Raw genomic sequence first — 22,961 nt, 5'->3', positions numbered from 1 at the left:
CGGCCAGACGGGGTAGACACCTCGGGTGACGTCGTCCGGCAGGTCGCCGGCAGCAGCGCTGCCGGTATTGATGTACCACTCGATCTCCACGGTCGACCGGGGGCCGTTGCGCCCGTTGGCCGTACCGGTGGCCAGATTCGCCGAGCAACTGGCCGCACTCGCCGGCGCCGGCTACCGAATGGTGGGTCTGAGCGAGGCTCTCGACCTGTTCGACGCCGCCGTCGTGGACCGCAGCCGGCCGAACCCGCCGCTGGTCGCGCTCACCTTCGACGACGGGTACGCCGATTTTCTCACCCGCGCGTTGCCGCTGCTCGACGCGGCCGGGGCCCGCGCCACCCTCTACCCGTCAGTCGCGCATCTCGGCCAACCGGCACGGTGGCTCGGCCAGTGGGCCGCCGCCTTCGGACCGCTGCTCGACTGGCCACAACTGACCGAGGTGGCCCAGTCCGGTCACGTCGAGATCGGTTCGCACGGACTGCTGCACCATCCGCTCGACGTATTGCCGCCCCGTCGGGCCGCCGACGAGATCGTCACCGCCCGGGACCGGCTCGAACAGCGACTCGGACAGCCGATCCGGTCGTTCTGCTACCCGCACGGATATCACGACTGGCGGGTCCGGGCCGCGGTTCGCCGGGCCGGCCACGACAACGCCTGCGAGGTCGGCCGGCGACGCTACCGCCCGGGTGATCGTAGGCTCGCCGTACCGCGGCTGTTGCCGACCGTGGACCATGATCCGGCCGCGACGCTCGACCTGGTCCGCACGGGCGGCCCACGGATGATTCCGCACGCCAAGCGGCTGGCCCAGCCGGCCTGGCGGCTGACCCGACGGGTGGCGCGGCGGGCCGGACGCCAACTGACATGAACGCGGGCCGCTGGTGGCATCGCCGGGGCACCGTGTTCGCCGTCGGCGCCGCGCTCGCCGCCGTCGTACTGACACTCGGTATCGCCGTGCCCCTGCTGCGCCACGGCACCGCAACGGTTCAGCCCACCGCACCGGCGGGCAACGGACCGCCACCGCGGGCCGGTCCACCGCCGACCACGGCCGGCGGCAGCGGCACGGCGCACCCGTCCGGGATCGCGGCGCCTCGCGGTGATCTACCCGGCTGGCGGCAGATCTTCGTCGACGATTTCACCGGCGTCGAGCTGAGCGAGGACTGGTTCGCCTACTCGGGGCAGCCGGACGGGGACCCAGGGGGCTGGTTCGACCCGGGTCATGTCTCCGTCGGCGGCGGCATGCTCACCATCGGGGGTTGGCGCGAGGCCGCCCGCGACAACATCTACGTCACCGGCGGGGTGTCGATCCGGCGGTCGGTCAACCGCGCCTACGGCCGGTACGACATCCGGTTCCGGATGGACCGTGGCACCGGCATCGCGTACGCGCTGCTGTTGTGGCCGGGCGACGACACGTACCCGCCGGAGATCGACATCGCCGAGGACAACGGCAAGGGGCGTGACCGGATGTACGGCGTCCTGCACCCGGTCACCGGCGAGCCGATCGAGCGGAGCGTGCCCGGCGACTTCACCCGCTGGCACACTGCCGGTCTGCAGTGGACTCCGGGTGAGCTGGTCTATACCTTGGACGGTGAACCCTGGGCGACGGTCAGCGGTGACCAGGTTCCCGACGAGGCGATGGCACTCGCCCTGCAGAGTCAGGCGTGGTACTGCGGGCACACCTGGGAGGCATGCCCGGATCAGCACACGCCGGACGTGGTCAATCTCCAGATCGACTGGGTCGCCGGCTACGCCCCGTCCTGATCCGTGGCTCACCGCCCGGCCCGGAGCCGGTGCGGCGGATGCCGCGGCCGACCGACCATGACCGTGGCGTCCAGCCGGGCGTCGGTCACCACCTCGACGGTCAGCCCGCCGCCGCGCGCGGCGGTCGCCGCCCGCGTGGTCTGGTGGGCACTCACCTCCACCAGCAGTCGGCCTCCCGGTGCCAACCAACTCGTCGCGTCCCTGACCACCCGACGCAGCAGATCCAGACCGTCCGGCCCGCCGTCGAGGCAGTGCCGCGGCTCGTGCCTGCGCGCCTCCGCCGGCAGCAGTTCGATCAACTTGGTGGGCACGTACGGCACGTTCGCCACCAGCACATCGATCCGGCGTCGCAATCCGGCCGGCAGCGGTTGGTACAGGTCGCCGACGAAGACGGGAACGGCGACGTTGCGGCGGGCGTACCCGGCGGCGACCGGGTCGACGTCCGCGGCGTACGCCTCGATCCGGTCGCCGCCGATCCGGCTGAGCACCACCGCGGACACCGCCGCCGATCCACAGCACAGCTCGACCATCACCGGCCGGGGCACCACCCGGCCATGAACGGCCGACCTGCTACGGCGTACCGCCTTGGTCGCCACGCCGGCGAGCAGCGCGGTACGCCGTCGAGGTACGAAGACGCCGGTGCCGACGGCGATCCGCCGCCCGCAGAACTCCGCGTAGCCGAGGACGTGTTCCAAGGGGTCCCCCGCGCAGCGGCGGCCGATCATCACGGACAGCCGGTCCGGCGTGGCGGCCGCACCGGCCAGCAACCGGGCTTCGTCCTCGGCGAAGACGCATCCGGCGGCGCGGAGCCGGTCGACGAGTCGATACTGGGTCAGCGGCGACAGATGAACGGGCATCGGAGCCTTTCGCGGCAGGCCACGGATGCTCGGAGACGCCTAGGCCGGACGGATCGGCCGGCCGTGAGGCGGGAGCACCCGGCTGGATGTTGCGCTGATGGGAACTCACCTCCTCGAAACGGTCCGCACTGCTGCTGGTGCGTACGGCGTTGCTGGTGCGTACGGCGGACATCGACTCGATCATCATGCTAGTACACGGCCAGCCGGGCATGGCGGGTAGTTGGTCGGCCGTAGCTGGTCAGCCGGCGTAACGGTAGATCGTGACGTCGTCGGACCGGTGGAACAGCGACCAACCGTCGCGCCCGTCGAGCAGGTCCACCAGGCGGTCCAGCGACCCATGCGGAAAGTAGCCGAAATAGTCGGACTGGCGGCGCATCCCGTCGCTGACGACCAGGTACGCCGGCTCGCCGTCGAACGACTGGAGAAACTCCTCGACCGCGGGCAGGTGCTCGCCGTCGAGTGACTGTCCCCGTAGGTCGGCGCCGACCACCAGATCGGGTTCGCCGGCCGGCACGTCCGCGTTGAACTCAGGGTATGCCGCGGTCAGCCGGCTCGGAAAATTCGAGCTGGCCACCGCGATGGTCGCCCCGGGTTCCGCGTTCGCGTACAGGTAGCGGGCGGCGCTCACCTCGTCCCCGCTCTGCCGATCGACCAGCAACTGTCCATGCCGGCCCTGTAGCGTGCCGAGCGCGAACCCGGCCAGCGCCACCGCGACCGTGACCCCGGTGACCAGGCCGAGCCAGCGACGCCGACCGGCTGCCCGTCGCCGCCGGTCCGCCCGGTCCACGGTCGCCGTCGCGATCAGGTAGGCACACCACGGCGCGGAGAACAGGAAGACCCGGTAGATCGCCTCGCCGCCGTAACTCTGCCCGGCGAGCAGCACGAACGGAGTGGCCGCCAACACCGCGGGGACCAGCACGGCGTCGAGCCGGCGCGGGTTGCCCGGCCCGGACACCCGGCGCCAGTACGACAGCACCGCCAGCACGGTCAGCGCCCAGACGCTCAGCGCCAGCGTCCGGACCACCACCGCGGAGAACGCCTGTCCGGTGGATCCCCAGCCGTCGGCGTTGCCGGCCGCGTTGGCGAAGATGTCGAATCCGTCGAAGACGCCGAACGCCTGCGACACGAACCCGAACCGAGGCAGCAGATAACCGATCGTCACCACCGCCATCGCCAGCGGCAGCCAGCGTGGCCGGACCCGTCGGACCGCGACGAGCGCCGTCACCTGCGCCACCACCAGGTACGGCGACAGTTGGTGGGCGGCCGCGAGGACGGTGGTCAGAGCCAGCACCACGGCGACGGCCAGCGCGCGGCCGGCAGCCCCGGTGTGGGCACCGGTGCGGCCGGCCGCACCGGCGGTGACGCCGGCGCGGCGGACACGGGTCCGGTCCGACCGCAGCCAGCTCAGTACCACCAGCATGATGCCGAGGCTGAGCAGGAAACCGAGGGCCTGCGGGGAGAGGTAGTCCTCCTCGACCCAGTTGATCGCAAGGAACCCGAACACGGTCAGATACGCCACCCGCCGATCACCCGCGAGTGTGTGCGCGACCGCGTAAAGTACAAGCGCGCCGGTCAGGTTGAAGAACACGGCGGAAGCATCGGCCAACGCCGCAGGGGTGGTCCCGGCCAGCGTCGTGAGTTGCGCGGCACCGGCGAACAGCGCGGGCCACTGCTGGTAGATGTCGCCCGAGGCGCCGACGGGGCTACCGGCCGCGATGAACTCGATCACGCCGAGGTGCTTGTAGGTCCAGGCGTACTGCGGCTGGTCGAGCAGCAGTGGGGTGGTGCCGTGCAGCAGCACCACCAGCAGCACCAGGTAACCGGCGGCGGCGATGCCGAGGTCGCGCTGTCCGCCGGAACCGGATCCGGGACGCAGGCCGGCCAGGACCGTGACGAACCCGGCGACGGTGATCCCGAGCGCGGCGAGGAAGGCCGGGTGGATCGTGGCGAGCAGCCCGAACTCGCCGACGGCGGACGCATCCGTGCGGTTGATCGCGAACTGCCACAGTGCCAGCGCGGCGACGATCACGGCGGCGTGTGTCAGCAGCGCCCGACCACCGATTCGGATCCGACCGGCCGTCGGGCGGCCTCGTGCGGTGCGACGGATCACGGCGGCACCGCACGAGGCGGCCACCGCGACTGCCATCGCACCGACCAACTGCTCTGGACGCCACCAACCGATCCACACCGAGACGGTGGCTCCGGCGGCGTACGCCGCCAGGCTGGCCAGCACGGTCAGTGCCCACCGGGTCGCCGGCTGCCGGACGGGCAGATGGCTCAGTACGGCGGCACCCGGGCCGAGCGACGCGAACGCCACCGCGGCGGGCATCCGCGCGGGCCCGCCGACCGCGATGCTCGCCAGCGCCAGGACGGCGACGGCCAGCCCGGTCCACGCCACCGCGCCCCGGCCGCCCCCCGCCCTACCGGGCGTGGTGCCACCGGGCGTGGTACGAGACGGCGTGGTGCCAGACGGTGTGGTTCGAGACGGCGTGGTGCCCCGCCCGGCTGCCGGGCGGATGGCGGGTCCGGCGGGGCGGACGGCGAGATCGGTCATCAGACTCCTCCGTGGGTGCTCCGAAGCCCGGCTAGGTTCGCTGCGTGGTACGCGGTGCCCAGACCGCCGACGCCGGGTCGGGGGTCCCGGTCGCACGGTAGCGGCGGATCAGACCGGGCAGCAGGGTGAGCGCCACTGCCGCCTGCGTCAGACACAGCGCCCCGGCCGGCGCGACGATTCCGGCTACGGGCAGCGCGTACCAGCTCAGTGCCAGGAAGGCGGCAATGCCGGCCGACTGCACGGCTACCACCGGCCACATCCGCTTCTCCATCATCGCGAATGCCCAGTAGAGCAGGATGATCCCGGTGAACGGCAGGGAGAACCCGACCAGCCGCAGGGTGTCCGCGCCGGCCGCGGCGTACTCGCCGCCGAGTAGCCGCAGCACCGGTGCGGCCGCCCCGCCGAGCACCATGGCGCCGGTCAGTACCACCGCGCCGACCAGTCCGACCGCCCGGTTGACGTGGACCCGAGCGGACTCGGGATCGCTCGCGGCGGTCACCACGAACGAGGTGACGATGTTCCACAGCAGGGTGCTGCCGGCCACCCCGATGGTCCACGGAATGTAGAAGTAGGCGCTCGCGGTGGCGCCGAGCACCCCGGCGACCAGGACAGGCGGCAGGAACGCCACCGCGTTGGTGAGCAGCCCGTTGACGTACTCGGCGGAGGCGAAGCCGAGCAGTTCGCGCCGGTGCGGGGCCGGCGCGGGCCCGGCGGCGCGGGCGTGCGCCGGGGCGAGCCGGCCGAGTACCCACCAGTTGACGCCGAGCATCGCCACCAGCATCGGTGCGGACCAGGCGATCAGCATGCCGTCGCCAGCGGCGGTGCCGGCGAGCACCGGCAGCAGGGCCAGCTTCGCGCTGGACGCGATCACGTTCTTCACCGGTACGCTGCCCGCCCGCCGCAGCGCGGTCAGTACCCCGTCGGAGATGAAGAAGATCGCCGAACCGATCACCGCGGCCACGAACACCAGTTGCTGCGTCGGCGCCGGGCCGACGATCCCGCCGCCCCGACCCAACACCAGGAACCCGGTGGTGAGCAGCAGTGACATCGCGGCAGAGGCCGCGTACCCGGTGAGCACGAGCCGCCGGGTGTGCCGGCCCGCGCCGGGCAGGAACCGTGCGTACAGATTGATCAGGTTGAGTTGGGCGAGTCCGGCCAGCAGTGTCATCGCCGACACCGCCGCGGAGGCCCGGCCGACCGCTTCCGGCGGGAACCAACGGGCGGCCACCACCCAGAACACGAACCCCAGCGCGGCGCTGGCCACGGTGGAGGTCATCAACGCGGCGGCACTGCGCAGCAAGGTACCGACCGGCCGGTCGACGGTCGGTGTTGTTGCCGGAGGTGGCGGGGGCGGCGGCCGGTCGACCACCGGTTGGGCTGCCCTGGTCCGGGCGACGACTGTCACGGCAGCTCCCGCAGCCGCCGCCGCCCTCGCCGGTCGGCCCAACGACTGCGTAGGTACGCCGCCGGCCCGGCGAGCAGTCCCCGCCGGTTGGCGCCGACCAGCTCGCGGGGGAAGTCCTCGCGCAGCCCGGCCAGCCGGTCGCCGCCACCACTGACATCACGTAGTGCGGTGGGGGCCAACCGCAGCAGCGGCCCGAGCTGCCGGGGGTCGCGTAGCAGCAGGCTGGTGTAGGCCGCGGTCAGCCCGGTGCCGTATCCGACCAGCTGGCGACGCAGTCCGGCCAGATCCGGCCGGTGGTGGTGCCAGATCAGGGCGCTCGGTTGGTACGCGACGGTGCCGCCGGCGAGCAACACCTGGGTCAGCGCCAGGGTGTCCTCGGAACCCATCGCCCGGGTACCGGCGCCGAGCGCGGTGTCGAAGCCACCGACACGGTCCAGTACGCCCGGCCGGAAGGCCATGTTGCCACCGGCGCCGAACGGCGGCAGCGGGTAGAGCGGGCTCTGCCGACGTGCGGTGGCGGGGGAGAACACGTCGGGTGTGAAGCCGCGCCCCTTGCTGTGCCCGCCGTACTGCTCGAACCACAGCTGGGCGTCGGTGGCCAGCTCGGCCGGCACGATCGCGCCGGTGACCACGCCGGCGTCCGGGTGCTCGGCGAACGCCCGGGCGATCTCGGCCAGCCAGTGCGGGTCGGCCACCTCGTCGTCGTCGATCCAGGCGAGGATCTCGCCGGGCGCGGCCCGCAGGGCCCGGTTGCGCGCGTGCGACAGGCCGGGGCGCGGCTCGCGTACGTAGTCGACGGCGGCACCGCGGGCGGCGAGCGTGGCGACCACGTCGGCGGTGGCGTCACTGGCCGGAGCGTTGTCGACGACCAGCACCCGGAATCCGGGATAGCGCTGGGCGAGGACGCTGTCCAGGGTGCGGGCGAGTCCGGCGGGCCGCTCCCGGGTGCACACCACCACGGTGATCGACGGGGCGTCGGCGAGGATCTCGGCGCGGCGGGTCAGATAGCCGGGTTCCGGCCGGCTGGCCGGCGGGATCTCCCGGTCGACGACGTCGGCCAGCTCCGCCGGGGTCAGCCCGGCCACCGGTACGTCGAGCAGTAGCGCGCCGATCGGCTGGGTGAACTGCCGGACCAGCAGGTAGGCCCGTTGCACCCGCCGGCCGGTGGGGTCGACGCCGGGCACCGCCGGCAGCGGGCCGGTCAGTTCCAGGTCGACCACGACCGCCGGGATCCGGTCGTTCGGCACCGGGCAGTCGACGCGTGGATCCAGGTCCTGGTTGAGATTGATGTTCATCGGCTCGCTCCGATCTCGACGAGGGCGCCGACGCCGGCTGCGCCCAGCCCGGCGAGGATGGCGCCGGCGCGGGCGGCGTGCCGGTTGCCCCGGCCGCGCAGCGCGGCGGCGATTTCCCGGCGCAGCGCGTGGGGCACCGTACGGCGCAGGTAGTCCTGCTCGGCGTCGAGGCTGGGTGCGCCGTCGAGCAGGCCGGCCATCATGATCTTGCCGCGGCCTTCGGCGAAGCAGCGGCGCAGGAAGTACCGGAAGGTGCTGCGGGTGACGGGAACACCGTGCGAGATCACCGCGTGCGGTACGTACCACCACCGCCCGCCGGAGGCAGCGCTCATCCGCAGGCAGAGCTCGGTGTCTTCGGGTCGGGCACGGTTACCTACCTTGCCGAAGCCGGTGCGGAAACCGCCGACCGACAGGAAGGTCTCGCGGCGTACCGCGACGCCGGCCGACCAGACGTTGCGGACCGGGCCCGGACGGTCGGACTGCCCGGCGTACGAGCCACCGACCGTCCACCGGAACTCGTCGGGAAACCAGTCGGGCTGACGATGCTCCCACGCGGGCTCGATCCGGCCTCCGGCGCCGATCACGGCTGGGTCGTCGAAGGCGGCGGTGAGCCCGGCCAGCCAGCCGGGGTGCGCGACGACGTCGTCGTCGAGGAAGGCGATCAGCTCGCCGCGGGCCGCGAAGGCCCCGGTGTTGCGGTTGCCGGAGACCCCCTGGCGGTAGGCGTTACCGAGCACGGTGACCCCGGGCAGTTCCCGGGCGATCCGGGCGAGCAGTTGCGGGTGGTGGTCGACGGCCACGATGACTTCCGCCGGTGGTGGCTCCTGACGGCGCACCGAGTCGACCGCGGCCCGCAGGCCGGCGAGCCGGTCCGGGTGGTGGGTCGGGATGACCACGCTGATCGTCGGTGGAGCGGTTCGCATCGCTCAGCCCTCCGTTACGGTGACGGGCGTACGGCTGCCGGCGCGGCGACGGTGCCGGACCCGCCGGCCGAACTCGTGCAGGATGGTGCGCAGCACCCGGGTCCCGTCACGTACGGTGTCGAGATTGCTCTCGCCGTGGATGCGCAGGTGCTCGACACTGGGTACTTCGGCGATGCGCAGCCCGCTCGTGGCGACCCGGACGTTGATCAGCGTTTCGATTTCGAACCCGTCGCCCCAGAGCTTGCCGCCGTGTCCCGGCGCGGTGGCTGCCGGATCCGGCAGGTCGAGCGTGGGCAGCACCCCCCGCCAGAAGGCGTTGTAGCCGTAGCACAGGTCCGTGAAGCGGGTGCCGAACAGCAGGTTGACCATGCCGTTGAGACCCTCGTTGCCGAGCCGGCGCAGTGGCGTGATGTCATGGCTGCCGCCGCCGGAGCGGAAGCGGGAACCCTTGGCGAAGTCGGCCCCGGCGAGCAGCGCTGCCACGAAGCCCGGGATCTCGGCCGGGTCGGTCGACCCGTCGGCGTCGATCATCACCACGATGTCGCTGGTCGCGGCCGCGAAACCGCACGCCAACGCGTTTCCTTTGCCGGTGCGGGTCTGCTGGAGCACGATCGCCGTCGGCCAGAGCTCGCGCGCCACCGCCACGGTGCGGTCCACCGAGCCGCCGTCGACCACGATGACCTCGTCGACGTCTCGCGGCATGCGGGCGAACACGTGCGGCAGGTTGCGTTCCTCGTTACGGGTGGGCACGACGACGGTCACCGTGGGTGGCCGGGTGACGGCGCTCCCGGTTGGCGGCGGTGCCGGACGGGTGGGTGCCGGACGGGTGCTGGTGAACACGGACATGCCGATGGCCTCCGGGAGGTGACAGGGGTGGGGAGTCCCAGGCGGCACGGGGCCGTTCGCGAGCCGCTGGCTGGTCTAGCGGTCCATCACCGGGAGTCAACAACCAGATATGACGGTTATTTCGGGCATGGTGATGTCGGGTGAGCCGGGTCACATCGCAAGCGCGTGGGGTGACTACTGTCGGCGAAGGGGGTGGGTGATGGCTGCCGAATGCACCTGCGGGCACGACCGGGCGGCGCACCGCCACTACCGGCGTGGGTCGGACTGCGCCTGGTGTGGGCCGCTGCGTTGTCCGCGCTTTCGTCGTCGCTGGTGGCGGGGGTGGCGGTGGCCGGCGGGGCGCGCGCACCGCTGATCCGTCGATCAGTCGCCGGCAGCCCTCTCGCGCGGCGGACGGTGTGCCGTCCCGGGTCGTTCGATCATCGCCGACGGTACTGTCCGTGGTGCCAGAAGGTCACCGGGAGGTTTCCGGGCGGTTGCGGTGGGAGCGTTCCCATGACATCATGATGATCGATTGGCGCTGCGGAGCCAGCCAAGCACAGCTGTGTCGCCGAGGGCAACCGGAGTTTTCCGGACCGGCGATCGCGCCCGCCGAGTCGTCCGTACGACGGCAGGTGGTGCACCGACCTCACCAGGGTCCCGGCATGTCGTGTCGGCGACCAGTTATGTCGCGAGGAGAAAACTCCGCATGAACCTGAACCCACTACGCGGGGCTGGACGCTCGCGGTTGCGTCGCGGGTTGTCCGCCGCTGCCGCGGTCGTGCTCGGCTCCGGTGTGCTCGTGGTCGCGGCCACCCAGGCCAGCGCTGCGGCCGGGTGCCGTGTCACCTACTCGGTCAACCAGTGGAACACCGGATTCACCGCCAACCTCACGGTCACCAACCTCGGCGACCCGATCAACGGCTGGAACCTGCAGTGGCAGTACTCCGGCAACCAGCAGATCACGCAGGCCTGGAACAGTGAATTCACCCAGAGCGGGAGTCAGGTTACTCTCCGCAATGCGCCATGGAACGGTTCGCTGGGCACCAACGCCAGCGTGAACCCGGGCTTCAACGCGAGCTACTCGGGCACCAACACGGCACCGACGGTGTTCTACCTCAACGGCGTCGCCTGCACCGGCCAGGTGGGTGGCACCACGCCGCCGCCGACGACCGCGCCGCCCACCACGGCGCCGCCGACGACCGCCCCGCCGACGACCGCGCCGCCGACGACCGCGCCGCCGACGTCGCCGCCGCCGACGGGTGGTCCGCGGGTGGACAACCCGTACGTGGGTGCGGATGTGTATGTGAACCCGATCTGGAGTGCGAACGTTTCGGCGGAGCCGGGTGGTAGCCGGATCGCGAACCAGCCGACGGGTGTGTGGTTGGACCGCACCAGTGCGATCTACGGCAACAACAGCCCGACGACGGGTGACATGGGTCTGGCGGATCATCTGGATGAGGCGGTCCGGCAGGACGCGGCCAATGGCAGTCGTCCGTTGGTGGTTCAGATCGTGATCTACAACCTGCCGGGTCGTGACTGTGCGGCGTTGGCGTCCAACGGTGAGTTGGGTCCGACTGAGATCGGTGTCTACCGGACGGAGTACATCGATCCGATTCGGGAGATCATGTCGAGGGCGGAGTACCGGGCCCTGCGGATCGTGTCGGTGATCGAGATCGACTCGCTGCCGAACCTGGTCACGAACGTCGGCAGCCGCCCGACCGCCACGCCTGAGTGCGACGTGATGCTGGCCAACGGCAACTACGTCAACGGTGTCGGCTACGCCCTGGCGCAGCTCGGCGACGTGCCCAACGTCTACAACTACATCGACGCCGGCCACCACGGCTGGATCGGCTGGGAGGACAACTTCGGAGCCTCCGCGCAGGTCATCGCGCAGGCCGCCCAGGCGTCCGGGTCCACCTTCGCCGACGTGCACGGCTTCATCACCAACACCGCCAACTACTCGGCGTTGCGGGAGCCGTACATCACCGTCGACTCCACCACCCGCCAGTCGTCCTGGATCGACTGGAACCTCTACAACGACGAGTTGTCGTTCGCCCAGGCGTTCCGGCAGCGGCTGGTGCAGGCCGGCTTCAACTCCGGCGTCGGGATGCTGATCGACACCTCGCGTAACGGGTGGGGCGGTTCGGCCCGGCCGAGCGGGCCGAGCAACGCCAGTGACCTGAACACCCGGATCAACGAGTCGCGTATCGACCGGCGGATCCACAAGGGCAACTGGTGCAACCAGTCCGGTGCTGGTCTGGGTGAGCGGCCGACGGCCGCTCCCGCGTCCGGTATCGACGCCTACGTCTGGATCAAGCCGCCGGGTGAGTCCGACGGCTCCAGCTCGGAGATCCCGAACGACGAGGGCAAGGGCTTCGACCGGATGTGCGACCCGACCTACGGCGGTAACCCCCGTAACGGCAACAGCTCGACCGGCGCGCTGGCGAACGCCCCGGTGTCCGGACACTGGTTCTCCGCCCAGATCCGGGAGCTGATGCAGAACGCGTACCCGCCGCTGTAAGGCGGCAGGTCCGGCCCCGCACGGGGGCCTGGAGCCGGCTGGTCAGTCTCTGCGGGGCCCGGAGTCGTCGGATCGACTCCGGGCCCCGCCCATCCGGCTCGTGTCGACGGGTGTGAGCGGTGCGAACCGGTGCGCGGCCGTCGGACGTCGGGCCGTCAGGGCACGGTCCGTTCGATCGCTGCCGGTCCGTCCTGCTCCAGTTCCCGTCTGGCCCGGTCCACCTGGGGTCGGGTGCCGTCACCGCCCTTGGCTACCGCGAGGTCTTCCGGGTCCCACGGCTGTTCCGCCCCGGTTCGCAGCGATGGTGGTCCGGCATTGCCCTGCGGCGGCCGGAAGTCTGGGTCGTCCTGGCCGGTGTCTGGGTCGGTGACCAGCAACGGCACGGTGGTGTCGTCCTCGACCGCCGACGTCACCTCCGGCTGCTCCTCCACCGGCGCCCGCCCGACCGCGCGATCCCGGTCCGTCATCGAGATTCCTCCCATCGGTCCGTCGCCGTTGGCAGTACCCGAGGACGCTTCGGTTATTCGCGGATCCCGTCGGCCGGGCTCAACTCGCCAGCAGGTGGTCGAGCAGGTCGCGGTAGCGGCGTACCACCATCCGAAGCCGCTCGGTGTCCTCCGGGCCGGCCCCGGACCATCCGCCGGCCCCGTCACGCTGCGCGGTGAGCGCCACGGTGAGCGCCTCCACCGCCTCGGTCACCAGCGTCTGGGCCTGTTCCGCCGCCGCGCGCGGGTCGTCGACGAAGCGCAACTGCACCTCGCGCCACCGGTCCCGGAACGCGTCGGCGGTACCTGGCTCGAACAGGCCGGTGGCCGGTGCCGGATCGGTGACCGGCGCGTCTCCCGGCGCGTCTTCCGGCACGTCGGCCCGGTCTGGTACGGCGGCTGTGCCGGAGACCACCTGGGTACGGTCCGCGGAATCGTCGGCGGGCGGCAACGGACTGGTCACCTCGGTGCGATCGTCCGTGATCACCTGGGTACGGTCGTCGTCGTACATCTGGTCGGTGTGCGCCATGGTGGTTTTCCTCAACGGGTCGATGCTTCGGTCTGCGCCGGAGCCGGGGGATGGATGGGTTGCTCGCCGAGCAGCTCCGCGAAGAGCGCCCGGTAGTGCACGACGGCTTGGCGAAGTTGCTCGGTGTCCGCCTCGCCGCGCTCGTTGGTCAGGTGGATCTCGTGGGCCTCGCGGTACCTGCTCAGCGTGCGCGCGTGGTCGACGGACAGCTGGGCGGTCTGCTCGGCGTAGTCACCACTGGGGTAGCCACGCTCGGCGATCAGCCGGGTGAGCAACTCGTCGGCATTGCCGACCGCCGTCGTGGGGGAGTCTACGAACTCTGCCTGGACCTCCTCCCACGCCGCTGCGTAACGAGCCCTGGCCTCCTCGCTCAACGGCGTGATCGTCAACTGTTCACGCCGGCGCTCCCGCTCGCGCAGTTCCCGCTCGGCGGCACCGCGGCTGTCCCGCTCGGCGACCACCCGGTCGTACTCGGGTCCGAACGTGGCGCGCAGATTGCGGCGGCGGACGAAGTTCCAGATCAGTACGGCCGCCGCGAGCACAGCGAGTACGGCGACGGTCACGATGACGATCTCGGTGGGTGACATGGGCGTTCCTCCTTCACCACCGGATGTTCCCGTCGTACCGGGGTCTTCAATCCAGTTCCGGCACACTGGTTGACCCGGTCGCCGAACCGGACCGTGACGTCCGTCGTATCGATACGCTCCGTGCCCACAATCGACCGCTCGGTGCCTCTGGTAGTGCCTGAGCCGTTAATTACGTATCCTGCCGGAGGCACGGACGCCGCTGATCGTCGGCTCACCCGCGACGATCGGCCGGCCTCCGCTGCCAGCTCTGCCACATGACGCGTCGGCGAGGTCTGATGAATACCCGCAACTGGTCGATCCGATCCAAGATCGTTGCGCTGGTCGCTGTCCCGATCGCCGCGTTGCTCGTACTGTGGATCTTCGCCACCTCGCTGACCGTCGGACCGGCGGTGAGCCTGTTGGGCAGTCGGAGCCTGCTCGACGACGTCGGCCGGCCCGGTGAAGCGGTCGTCGGTGAGCTTCAACGGGAACGTCGGCTGGCTGTGGTCTATCTCTCCCGGCCCGACGGGCAGGACGGGTTGCGCGCGGCCGACCTGGCCGCGCTGCGGGCACAGTGGGACGACACGGACGAGGCGATCGACCAGTTCCGCCGCCGGGCCGGCGGTGACCAGCCGCCCACCGATCCGTCCGTGCTGGATGAGCGGATCGCGCTCGCCCTCACCGAGTTGGAGATCCTGCGTACCGGGCGGGGTTTCGTCGAGCGTCGCGAGATGGACGCCCCCGGTGCGCTCGGCCTCTACAACGGCATCATCGACACCACGTTCCAGATGTTCGGGGCGCTGGCCACCCTGCCCGACAGCGAGATCAACCGGCAGGCCGGCGCGCTCACCGAGATCGGGCAGGGTCGGGAGTTCCTCGGGCGTGCGGATGCGCTGCTCGCGGGCGTGTTCATCGCCGACGAGTTCACCATCGGGGATCAGCGCAGGCTCGTCGAGATCGTCGCCACCCAGCGGTTCCTGCTCGACCGCGCGGTTGCCGAGCTGCCGGCCGCGGACCGCTCGGCCTACGACCAGATCGCGGCCGGCGACGACTTCCTCGCGTTGCGTCAGATGCAGGACGCGCTGATCGCCGTCGAACCCGGCGTCGATGGGATACCCGTCGAGCAGTCCCGCTGGCGCGGCAGCTACGAACCCGTACAGCAGCAGCTGCGCGACTTCGAGTTGCTGGCGGCGCAGGCCCTGACGGAACGGAGCATGCCGACCGCGATCGGCATCCTGGCCCGGCTGGCCGCTGCCGGTCTGGCCGGTCTCGCCGGGGTGGTCGCGGCCGTGATCATCTCGGTACGGGTGGGCCGGTCGATCATCCACCGGCTCACCGGACTGCGGGCGGCCGCACTGGATCTCGCCGGTGAGCGTCTTCCCTCCGTCGTCACCCGGCTACGCAAGGGCGAAGACGTCGATGTCGACGTCGAGGCACCGCCACTGGAGTACGGCACCGACGAGATCGGTCAGGTCGGCCACGCATTCAGCGAGGTGCAGCGCACCGCCGTACGCTCGGCCGTGGAGGAGGCGGCGCTGCGGCGTGGGCTCAACGAGACCTTCCTCAACATCGCCCGACGCAGCCAGACACTGCTGCACCGGCAGTTGGCCGTGCTCGACCGGATGGAGCGGCGCAGCACCGACCCGGAGGAACTCGAGGATCTGTTCCGGGTCGACCACATGGCGACCCGGATGCGTCGCCATGCCGAGGACCTGGTCATCCTCGCCGGCGCCACCCCGGGTCGCGGCTGGCGCAACCCGGTGCCGGTGGTCGACGTCATCCGGGGCGCGGTCTCCGAGGTCGAGGACTACGCCCGGGTGTACGTCACCACGGTAGAACCGGCTGCCGTGACCGGCCGGGCGGTCGGCGACGTCATCCATCTGCTCGCCGAACTGATCGAGAACGCGACGTCGTTCTCCCCGCCGCAGACCCGGGTCACCGTCATCGGACAACGCGTGCCCAACGGGTACGCCGTCGAGGTCGAGGACCGTGGACTCGGCATGGCACCGACGGCGATCGAGGAGGCCAACCAGCGACTCGCCCAGCCACCCGACTTCGACCCGAACAACAGCGCCCGGCTGGGGTTGTTCGTCGTGGCGCAGCTCGCCGCCCGGCACGGCGTGCAGGTCCGGCTACGGCCGTCCCCGTTCGGTGGGGTCACGGCGGTGGCGCTGATCCCTACCGAGTTGGTCGTACCCGAGTCCGAAGTGCTGGCGTTGCCGTCCGGCCGGCCGCCTACCGCGCTGGTCGCCGCCGGGCCGGGCAACCCCGGGCCGGGCCAGTTCGGGCCGGGCCAGTTCGGGCCGGGCCAGTTCGGGCCGGGCGACCCCGGGCCCTGGTCGCTGGCGGCACCGGAGCCGTCCGCCAGCGTCTCGGCGGCGACCGTCTCGGCAGCGTCCCCGGCACCGGTGGCCGGGCCAGGCACCGAGCAGGTCGCGGTGCCGACGGTGCCGGCGGTGCCCGGCGTGCCGGACCCGGCCGGCGCGCAACTGCCGGCCCGGCGGCGTCCCACCACAGTGCCGACGCGCCGTCGCGGAGCCGGCGACGAGCCGGTCACCACCGAGGACGGTCTGCCCCGCCGGGTCCGCCAGTCCAGCCTCGCCCCCCAGCTGCGTCAGCAGCCGGACCCGGCCGACACCGGCGCTGCGCCGTCCCGGGAGTCTCCGCAGCGTTCACCGCAGGAAGTCCGGGCGCTGATGTCCGCCCTGCAGGCCGGTACCGCCCGGGGTCGGCGCGCGGCCGAACTCACTGTCGAGTCCGCCCCGGGCGCCGCCACCGATGACACGCATCGTCTCGACAACGACACGGCACGTGGCACCGCGACGCCACCCCCCGGCGCGGTGCTCCCACCACCGGTGGCGACGGACGAGTCCCAGAGGGAGCTGTAGCAGTGCACACGATGCGGCATGCCATGAACCTCGACTGGCTGCTCGACGACCTGGTCGACCGGGTTCCCCCCGCACAGCAGGCGGTGGTCCTGTCCGCCGACGGGTTGCTGATGGGGGCGTCGCGCGGCCTCACCCGCGAGGCCGCCGAGCACATGGCGGCGATGGCCGCCGGGTTCCAGAGCCTGGCCAAGGGCGCCAGCCGACACTTCGGCGCCGGCCCGGTACGGCAGACCGTGATCGAAATGGAGTCGGCGTACCTGTTCGTCACCGCCGCCGGGCATGGTGCCTGCCTGGCCGTGCTCGCCGACGCCGACGCGGACATCGGCCTCATCGCGTACGAGATGGCGATGCTTGTCACCCGCGTGGGACAGAACCTCAGCGCCTCGACCCGACCATCCGCGGCGCAACCCGATGGACGGTGACCCAGCCGGGCCGCGCCACGACTGGCTGGACTCCGCCGCCGGTCCGGTGGTCCGTCCATACGCGGTGACCGGAGGCCGGGTACGCCCGAGCAGCGCAGCCTTCGACCTGCTTGCATTCGTGGTGGCTGGCCTGCCGGAGAACGCCGACGGGCAGGCGTACCTGCAGCCGGAGCACCGACGCATCATCGGTCTGGCCCAGCAGCCGGTATCCGTGGCCGACCTCGCGGCCGACCTCGACCTGGCCCTCGGCGTGGTCCGGGTACTCCTCGGCGACCTGCTCGCCGCCGGCCTCATCGCCCTGTACGAACCCCCGGCTTCGGCCAATCACCCCCACGACGACATACTCAAGGCGGTGGTCAATGGACTCCGTGCGCTATAACCGGAACGAGCCCTCGCGGCGTATCCCGCTGGCACTGAAGATCCTCATCGCCGGGGGATTCGGTGTGGGTAAGACCACCCTGGTCGGGGCGGTGAGCGAGATCCGACCGTTGCAGACCGAAGAGGTCCTGACCAGTGCCAGCCTGGGCACCGACGACACGTCCGGTGTGGAGGCCAAGAACACCACCACCGTCGCGATGGACTTCGGCCGCATCACCATCAACGACGACCTGCAGGTCTACCTGTTCGGTACGCCGGGCCAGGACCGTTTCTGGTTCCTGTGGGACGAGTTGGCGTTCGGTGCGCTGGGAGCGGTCGTGTTGGCGGACACCCGCCGGTTGGCGGACTGTTTCCCGTCCGTCGACTACTTCGAACAACGGGGCACCCCGTTCGTCGTGGGGGTCAACTGCTTCGACGGCGCGCAGCAGTTCAGCCCGGAGTCGGTCCGCCAGGCCCTCGATCTCGACCCCGACGTGCCCGTCGTGCTCTGCGACGCCCGCAACCGGCATTCCGGCAAGACGGTCCTGATCGCACTGGTCGAGCATGTGGCGTACCGGCGCGGTCAGCCGGTGCCGACCGGGTGAGCCCGGTGGACCGCGCGTTCATCCGGTGAGGATCACGTCGAGCCGGCGCGGCCCGTGCACCCCTTCCACCCGGTTCAGTTCGATGTCACTGGTGGCCGACGGTCCGGAGACCAGGGTTAGCGGCCGGGTCGGGTCGACGATCCGGGCCAGCGCCGCGGGTACCCCGGACACCACCTGCTCCACCCGTACCACACAGACGTGCTGGTCCGGCACCAGCGTGAGCCGTCGGGGACCCTGCGTCGCCGAGGCGTCCAGGACCAACGTGCCGGTCTGTCCGATCGCCACCGCGCAGCCGGTCACCGCGGCGAGTCCCGGCGTGTCGAGATCGGTCACGGACAGCGGTCTCGCCCGGCTGTCCCGTAGCACGGTCCCCGGGTACCGGGTCAGCCAGCCGGCCGGCAGATCCGCCGGCACCGCGATCGCCGGCACCGCGGCCAGCACCGTGGCGAGGCGGCCGGCCAGCTCGGCGGCGGTACAGCGGTGGACCGACGCGCGGTAGTCGAGCAACCGGTCGACCAGCAGCCCGACCGGATCATCGGTGTCTGATCCGCCGGTCCCCCCTCGACCGGCCCGGTCGTCGCGTGGCACGGGCCGACCCCCCAGGTGCCGGGCAGCCCGTAGTCGGCTCAGGATCTCGTCGCGGGCGCTGGTCACCGTGGCATCTCCCGTCCGTCGCCGGGCTGCGGTGTGTCGCGGCGTGGCGGCGTCGCGGTGTCGGATCGTGGGGCGTCGCGCGCCAGCCACCAGTCACGGAAGCTCTGCGGCGCGGGCAGCGGCGCGTCCCGGCCAGCGGTCCAGGCGTTGAGCGGCCACGGCAGCCGCCGGAGTGTGCCGCGCCGGCCGGTGACCAGCCGTAGCGGTGCCGATCCCCGCCGGGCGGCGCGCAGCGCGGTCGTGTAGCGGCGGCGGTCGCGCATCGTCCAGGACAGTGCCCGCATCGCGCCACGTTCCGCCGACGGGCGGTGCCGGACCGCGTCCACCCCCTGCTGGCGCAGGTGCACCAGCACCTCGGGGATGTCGATCCGGACCGGGCAGGCGTCGAAACAGGCCCCACAGAGCGTGGACGCGTACGGCAGGGTCCGGTTGGCGGCCGAGTGCGGGCCGGTCAGCTGCGGCGACAGGATGGCGCCGATCGGGCCGGGGTAGACCGAGCCGTACGCGTGGCCACCGACCCGGGAGTACACCGGACACACGTTGAGACAGGCGGAGCAGCGGATGCAGCGCAGCGCCTGGCGACCGACCGGGTCGGCGAGGGTGTCCGCCCGGCCGTTGTCGACCAGCACGATGTGCACCTCCTGCGGGCCGTCCCCGGGGGTCACCCCGGTCCACATCGACGTGTATGGGTTCATTCGTTCACCGGTGGACGAACGTGGCAGCAGCTGCAGGAAGACCTCCAGGTCCTGGAAGGTCGGCACGAGCTTCTCCACCCCGACCACGGAGATCAGCGTCGGTGGCAGGGTGAGGCACATCCGCCCGTTGCCTTCGGACTCGACCACGACCAGGGTGCCGGTCTGCGCCACCGCGAAGTTCGCGCCGGAGACCGCCACCCGGGCGGAGAGGAAACGCTGCCGCAGATGCCGGCGGGCGGCCTCGGCCAGGGCCGGCGGATCGTCGGTCAGTGTGGCCAGATCGACCCCGGGCATCCGGCGGGCGAAGATGTCCCTGATCTGTGTGCGGTTGTAGTGGATCGCGGGTACCAGGATGTGCGAGGGAGTGTCCCCGGCCAGTTGGACGATGAGTTCGGCGAGGTCGGTCTCGATCGCCTCGATGCCGGCGGCGGCGAGAATCTCGTTGAGTCCGATCTCCTGGGTCGCCATCGACTTGATCTTCACGACCTCGTCGGCACCGGCGGCCTTGACCAGGTCGGTCACCAGGTGACCGGCTTCGCTCGCGTCACGGGCCCAGTGCACCTGCGCTCCGGCCGCGACGGCCGCCGCTTCGAACTGCTCCAGCAGCTCTGGCAGCCGGTCCAGCACGTCGTCTTTGATCGCCGCTCCGGCCAGGCGCAGGGCTTCCCATTCGGGTACCTCGTCGACGACCCGCTCCCGCTTGGCCCGGATGGTACGGGTGGCCCTGTCGAGGTTCGCGCGCAGCTGGGTGTTGGCCAGCTGACGCGTCGCGGCGGCGGGAAAGGGCTGATGGGCCGAGATGTTGCCGGTGCCGGTCACAGTGGCTCCTCAGGGGTGCTGGCCAGGATTTCGGCGTAGTGGACGGCGTGCACCGCGGTGGACGTGCGGGCCAGTCCGCCGCCGATGTGTGCCAGACAGGAGTTGTCGGCCGCAGCCAGGTACGTCGCCCCGGTGCCAGCCACCGCCCGACATTTGTCGGCGAGCATGGCGGTGGACACGGCCGCGTTCTTGACCGCGAACGTGCCGCCGAAACCACAGCATTCCGTGCTATCGGGCAGCTCGATCAGGTCGAGCCCGCGAACCGCGCGCAGCAGCCGTAGCGGGCGCTCGCCCAGTCGCAGCATCCGCAGCCCGTGGCAGGTCGGGTGGTAGGTCACCGGGTGCGGGAACCAGGCGCCGACGTCGGTGACACCCAGCACGTCCACCAGCAACTCGGACAGTTCGTACACTCGGGGACGCAACTCGGCCACGGCGGCGGCGAGCCGGTCGTCGTCGACGACCAGCCGGGGGTACGCGTCCCGGATCATGGCCACGCAGGAGCCGGACGGGGCGACCACGGCGGGATAGTCGCGGAACGTCTCGACGACGTTGCGGACCAGGGGCACCGCCTCGGCCCGGTAGCCGCTGTTGCCGTGCATCTGCCCGCAGCAGGTCTGCGTCAGCGGGAACTCGACGGTGTGTCCCAACCGTTCCAGGAGCCGGACCACGGCCCGCCCGGTGCCCGGGTAGAGCAGATCGTTGACACAGGTTACGAAGAGCGCGATCCGCATCGTCGGCACGTCCTAACGGGCAGTGGGGCCGGCCGGCCCTGCGTCGTGAGCAGGGCCGACCGGCCCAGGCCGGAAGTAGGGAAGATGGCGCTCGCGTGCGGCGAGCAGGTGGTCGCGGACCGCGGCGTCGGCACGATCCGGATCGCCCGCCGCCACCGCCTCGACGATCCGGTGGTGTTCGGCGCCGCTGGTCTGGTAGTGCGTGGGTGGAAAGTGCAGACGGAACAGATGCAGGTGCGGCCGGAGCCGGACGACGGCCTCGCGCAGCATCCCGTTGCCGGACAGTTCGGCCAGCAGATTGTGGAACCGGGCGTCGGCCGCCGTGAAGGCCGCGATGCTGGCGTAGCCCTGGGCGCCGGGCACCGGGCCGGGCAGGTCGGCCGCGTCGCGCAGCCGGTCCAGGTCGACCGGAACATGCTGCCGCCCGGCCGCGCGGCGGGCCGCGGCGGTCTCCAGAATCAGCCGCATCTCGACGAGTTCGTCGAACTCCTCGCGGGTAAGCAGCGGAGTGGCGGTGTATCCGACCAGTGGACGCTTGCGGACCAGCCCGTCGGCTTCGAGCCGGGCGAGCGCCTCGCGTACCGGCGTGGGTGAGACCTGCAGGTTGCGGGCGAGGGCGTCGATGTTGATCCGGGCGCCGGGGGCGACGATGTGGTCCATCAACTGCGCGCGAATCGTCCCGTACACGTCGTCGGTGAGCGTGAGTCGACGGGCTGGCCGCACGGGAACTCCCTCGTGGTTGGCCCGCCGGGCGGCGGGTAGATCAAAGATCCTATAGGATCTTTCGAGTCCGAGCGAGTGCCCGTACGGGTCAGGCAGGGGAGCCCTGGTGAGTGCAACGGAACCCATCCCAGCGATCGAAACGATCTATCTCGGGTGCTACACGGCCGACGCCGGCGGCAACGGTTCCGGGATCATGCTCGCGCGCCGGGACCCGGCCACCGGGCGTCTCAGCGAGCCGGTGCTGGTCGCACCGTCCGCCTCCCCGTCCTTTCTCGCCCGCCACCCCGACCGGTCGGTGCTCTACGCGGTCAGCGAAATCGAACAGGGCATGGTGAGCGCCTGGGCGGCGGACGCCGACGGGGCGCTCCGTCCGCTGGGCAGCCAGGACACCGGCGGGACCAGTCCGTGCCACCTGGCGGTCGTGGCTTCCGGGGAGCATCTGGTCAGCGTCAACTACGGCACCGGGAGCGTCGCGGTGCATCCGATCACCACCAAGGGTGCCCTGGCGCCGCGCAGCGATCTGCACGTGCACGCCGGTGCCGGGCCGGACCCACGGCGGCAGGAGGGGCCGCACGCGCACATGGTGTCGCCCGACCCGATCGGACCCGGACTGTACGTGGTTGATCTGGGCACCGACGCGGTGCACCGGTACCTGCTCGACGCGCAGGCCGGGACGCTGACCGAGCCGGATCCCGCGGTCGCGGCCGCGCCGGGCAGCGGGCCACGGCACCTGGCCCGTCACCCCGACGGTCGGTACGGCTACCTGGTCGGCGAGTTGGACGCCTCGGTGACCACGTACGAGATCGATGGTGCCGGTCGGCTGACCGAGTGTGGCCGGGTGCCGGCGAGCACGGCGGGCGGTGCGCAACCGTCCGAGATCGCGATGGGCCCGGACGGGCGGTTCCTGTACGTGGCCAATCGCGGGCCGGACACCATCGCGGTCTTCGCGCTGGCCGTGCCCGCGCAGCCGCGCTATGTGACCGAGGTCGCTACGGGCGGTCGTTGGCCCCGGCATTTCGTGCTGGTCGACAACCATCTCTATGTCGCCAACGAACGATCCGATTCGATAAGCGCCTATGTGGTCGATGATTCTAGTGGTGTTCCGGTTGCTCTCGGTGACCCGGTATCAGTGCCGAGTCCGACGTGTCTGCTGCCGGTTTCCTGGTGAGTCGGTGTCGGACGGTGACTGTCGGCCGACCTGCGATCGGCTGGGTGTTTTCGTTGGCGGATGCCTGATCGAAGGTCGGTTGAAACGTACGGAAGTGATGCGACTACGGCAAGTCACCAAATCCTATTCAAGTGTTTCTCCTCCGTAACTATCGTCCGAACGTACCTACCACCTGGGCGTG

21 protein-coding genes are annotated in these 22,961 nt (G+C 71.2%); 8 read left to right on the top strand and 13 right to left on the bottom strand.

The genetic code is table 11. From position 1 onward, the window contains the following. Positions 1-25: 25 nt before the first annotated feature. Positions 26-862: a polysaccharide deacetylase family protein gene (locus ACN27F_RS09695; RefSeq protein ID WP_421432639.1), complete on the top strand. Its 837-nt coding sequence runs from the start codon at positions 26-28 to the stop codon at positions 860-862. Continuing rightward, the gene (locus ACN27F_RS09690; protein ID WP_421432637.1) at positions 859-1,755 is read left to right on the top strand and encodes a glycoside hydrolase family 16 protein; all 897 of its coding nucleotides are present in this window, start codon (positions 859-861) and stop codon (positions 1,753-1,755) included. The genes ACN27F_RS09695 and ACN27F_RS09690 overlap by 4 nt, the downstream gene beginning before the upstream one ends. An 8-nt stretch (positions 1,756-1,763) precedes the next feature. Here ACN27F_RS09690 and ACN27F_RS09685 read toward each other — a convergent pair whose 3' ends face one another. The 6 genes from ACN27F_RS09685 to ACN27F_RS09660 form a co-directional block, all read right to left on the bottom strand. Further along, complete coding sequence (locus ACN27F_RS09685; protein ID WP_421432634.1) at positions 1,764-2,612, bottom strand: putative protein N(5)-glutamine methyltransferase; 849 nt, start codon at positions 2,610-2,612, stop codon at positions 1,764-1,766. A gap of 238 nt (positions 2,613-2,850) precedes the next feature. Continuing rightward, positions 2,851-5,166: a hypothetical protein gene (locus ACN27F_RS09680; protein ID WP_421432632.1), complete on the bottom strand. Its 2,316-nt coding sequence runs from the start codon at positions 5,164-5,166 to the stop codon at positions 2,851-2,853. Positions 5,167-5,197: 31 nt separating this feature from the next. Beyond that, positions 5,198-6,571 carry a lipopolysaccharide biosynthesis protein gene (locus ACN27F_RS09675; RefSeq protein ID WP_421432630.1) on the bottom strand — a complete coding sequence of 458 codons (1,374 nt, stop codon included), beginning with the start codon at positions 6,569-6,571 and terminating at the stop codon, positions 5,198-5,200. Next, positions 6,568-7,866 (bottom strand): glycosyltransferase, encoded by a 1,299-nt coding sequence (locus tag ACN27F_RS09670; protein ID WP_421432628.1) that lies wholly within the window; start codon positions 7,864-7,866, stop codon positions 6,568-6,570. Before ACN27F_RS09670 ends, ACN27F_RS09675 begins: the two co-directional genes overlap by 4 nt. Beyond that, the gene (locus ACN27F_RS09665) at positions 7,863-8,789 is read right to left on the bottom strand and encodes a glycosyltransferase family 2 protein (protein WP_421432625.1); all 927 of its coding nucleotides are present in this window, start codon (positions 8,787-8,789) and stop codon (positions 7,863-7,865) included. The genes ACN27F_RS09670 and ACN27F_RS09665 overlap by 4 nt, the downstream gene beginning before the upstream one ends. Before the next feature lie 3 nt (positions 8,790-8,792). Beyond that, complete coding sequence (locus tag ACN27F_RS09660; RefSeq protein ID WP_421432623.1) at positions 8,793-9,635, bottom strand: glycosyltransferase family 2 protein; 843 nt, start codon at positions 9,633-9,635, stop codon at positions 8,793-8,795. Between the two features lie 688 nt (positions 9,636-10,323). On the opposite strand from ACN27F_RS09660, the gene ACN27F_RS09655 reads away from it, so the two are divergent. Further along, complete coding sequence (locus ACN27F_RS09655) at positions 10,324-12,138, top strand: glycoside hydrolase family 6 protein (RefSeq protein WP_421432621.1); 1,815 nt, start codon at positions 10,324-10,326, stop codon at positions 12,136-12,138. A 155-nt stretch (positions 12,139-12,293) separates the two neighbouring features. Here ACN27F_RS09655 and ACN27F_RS09650 read toward each other — a convergent pair whose 3' ends face one another. From ACN27F_RS09650 to ACN27F_RS09640, 3 genes are all read right to left on the bottom strand, one after another. Beyond that, a complete protein-coding gene (locus ACN27F_RS09650; protein ID WP_421432619.1) occupies positions 12,294-12,605 on the bottom strand; it encodes a hypothetical protein in 312 nt (103 codons plus the stop codon). A 79-nt stretch (positions 12,606-12,684) separates the two neighbouring features. Next, positions 12,685-13,152, bottom strand: coding sequence for a hypothetical protein (locus ACN27F_RS09645; protein WP_421432616.1), 468 nt, complete (start codon positions 13,150-13,152; stop codon positions 12,685-12,687). 11 nt (positions 13,153-13,163) lie between these two features. Next, positions 13,164-13,739, bottom strand: coding sequence for a hypothetical protein (locus ACN27F_RS09640; protein ID WP_421432613.1), 576 nt, complete (start codon positions 13,737-13,739; stop codon positions 13,164-13,166). A 275-nt stretch (positions 13,740-14,014) separates the two neighbouring features. Between ACN27F_RS09640 and ACN27F_RS09635 the strand changes: the two genes are divergently transcribed. The 4 genes from ACN27F_RS09635 to ACN27F_RS09620 are packed head-to-tail and all read left to right on the top strand — an operon-like array spanning position 14,015 to position 17,990. Then, positions 14,015-16,606 carry a nitrate- and nitrite sensing domain-containing protein gene (locus ACN27F_RS09635; protein WP_421432611.1) on the top strand — a complete coding sequence of 864 codons (2,592 nt, stop codon included), beginning with the start codon at positions 14,015-14,017 and terminating at the stop codon, positions 16,604-16,606. Between the two features lie 11 nt (positions 16,607-16,617). Beyond that, positions 16,618-17,028: a roadblock/LC7 domain-containing protein gene (locus tag ACN27F_RS09630; RefSeq protein WP_421440081.1), complete on the top strand. Its 411-nt coding sequence runs from the start codon at positions 16,618-16,620 to the stop codon at positions 17,026-17,028. After that, entirely contained in the window at positions 17,018-17,407 is a 390-nt protein-coding gene (locus ACN27F_RS09625) for a DUF742 domain-containing protein (RefSeq protein WP_421432609.1), read from the top strand. The genes ACN27F_RS09630 and ACN27F_RS09625 overlap by 11 nt, the downstream gene beginning before the upstream one ends. Further along, the gene (locus ACN27F_RS09620; RefSeq protein ID WP_421432606.1) at positions 17,388-17,990 is read left to right on the top strand and encodes a GTP-binding protein; all 603 of its coding nucleotides are present in this window, start codon (positions 17,388-17,390) and stop codon (positions 17,988-17,990) included. The genes ACN27F_RS09625 and ACN27F_RS09620 overlap by 20 nt, the downstream gene beginning before the upstream one ends. Before the next feature lie 18 nt (positions 17,991-18,008). Here ACN27F_RS09620 and ACN27F_RS09615 read toward each other — a convergent pair whose 3' ends face one another. The 4 genes from ACN27F_RS09615 to ACN27F_RS09600 are packed head-to-tail and all read right to left on the bottom strand — an operon-like array spanning position 18,009 to position 21,612. Beyond that, a complete protein-coding gene (locus tag ACN27F_RS09615; protein ID WP_421432605.1) occupies positions 18,009-18,644 on the bottom strand; it encodes a LutC/YkgG family protein in 636 nt (211 codons plus the stop codon). Continuing rightward, entirely contained in the window at positions 18,641-20,158 is a 1,518-nt protein-coding gene (locus tag ACN27F_RS09610; protein WP_421432602.1) for a lactate utilization protein B, read from the bottom strand. Before ACN27F_RS09610 ends, ACN27F_RS09615 begins: the two co-directional genes overlap by 4 nt. Continuing rightward, complete coding sequence (locus ACN27F_RS09605; RefSeq protein ID WP_421432599.1) at positions 20,155-20,889, bottom strand: (Fe-S)-binding protein; 735 nt, start codon at positions 20,887-20,889, stop codon at positions 20,155-20,157. The genes ACN27F_RS09610 and ACN27F_RS09605 overlap by 4 nt, the downstream gene beginning before the upstream one ends. A 12-nt stretch (positions 20,890-20,901) precedes the next feature. Continuing rightward, on the bottom strand, positions 20,902-21,612 hold the full coding sequence (locus tag ACN27F_RS09600; protein WP_421432596.1) for a GntR family transcriptional regulator: 711 nt from the start codon (positions 21,610-21,612) through the stop codon (positions 20,902-20,904). 106 nt (positions 21,613-21,718) lie between these two features. On the opposite strand from ACN27F_RS09600, the gene ACN27F_RS09595 reads away from it, so the two are divergent. Beyond that, on the top strand, positions 21,719-22,780 hold the full coding sequence (locus tag ACN27F_RS09595; RefSeq protein ID WP_421432595.1) for a lactonase family protein: 1,062 nt from the start codon (positions 21,719-21,721) through the stop codon (positions 22,778-22,780). The last annotated feature ends 181 nt before the right edge of the window (positions 22,781-22,961 follow it).

Source organism: Solwaraspora sp. WMMB335 (assembly GCF_049179075.1).
Classification (GTDB): domain Bacteria; phylum Actinomycetota; class Actinomycetes; order Mycobacteriales; family Micromonosporaceae; genus Micromonospora_E.
The sequence above is the reverse complement of the archived record's forward strand: the minus strand, read 5'-3'. Positions and strand labels throughout refer to the sequence as shown.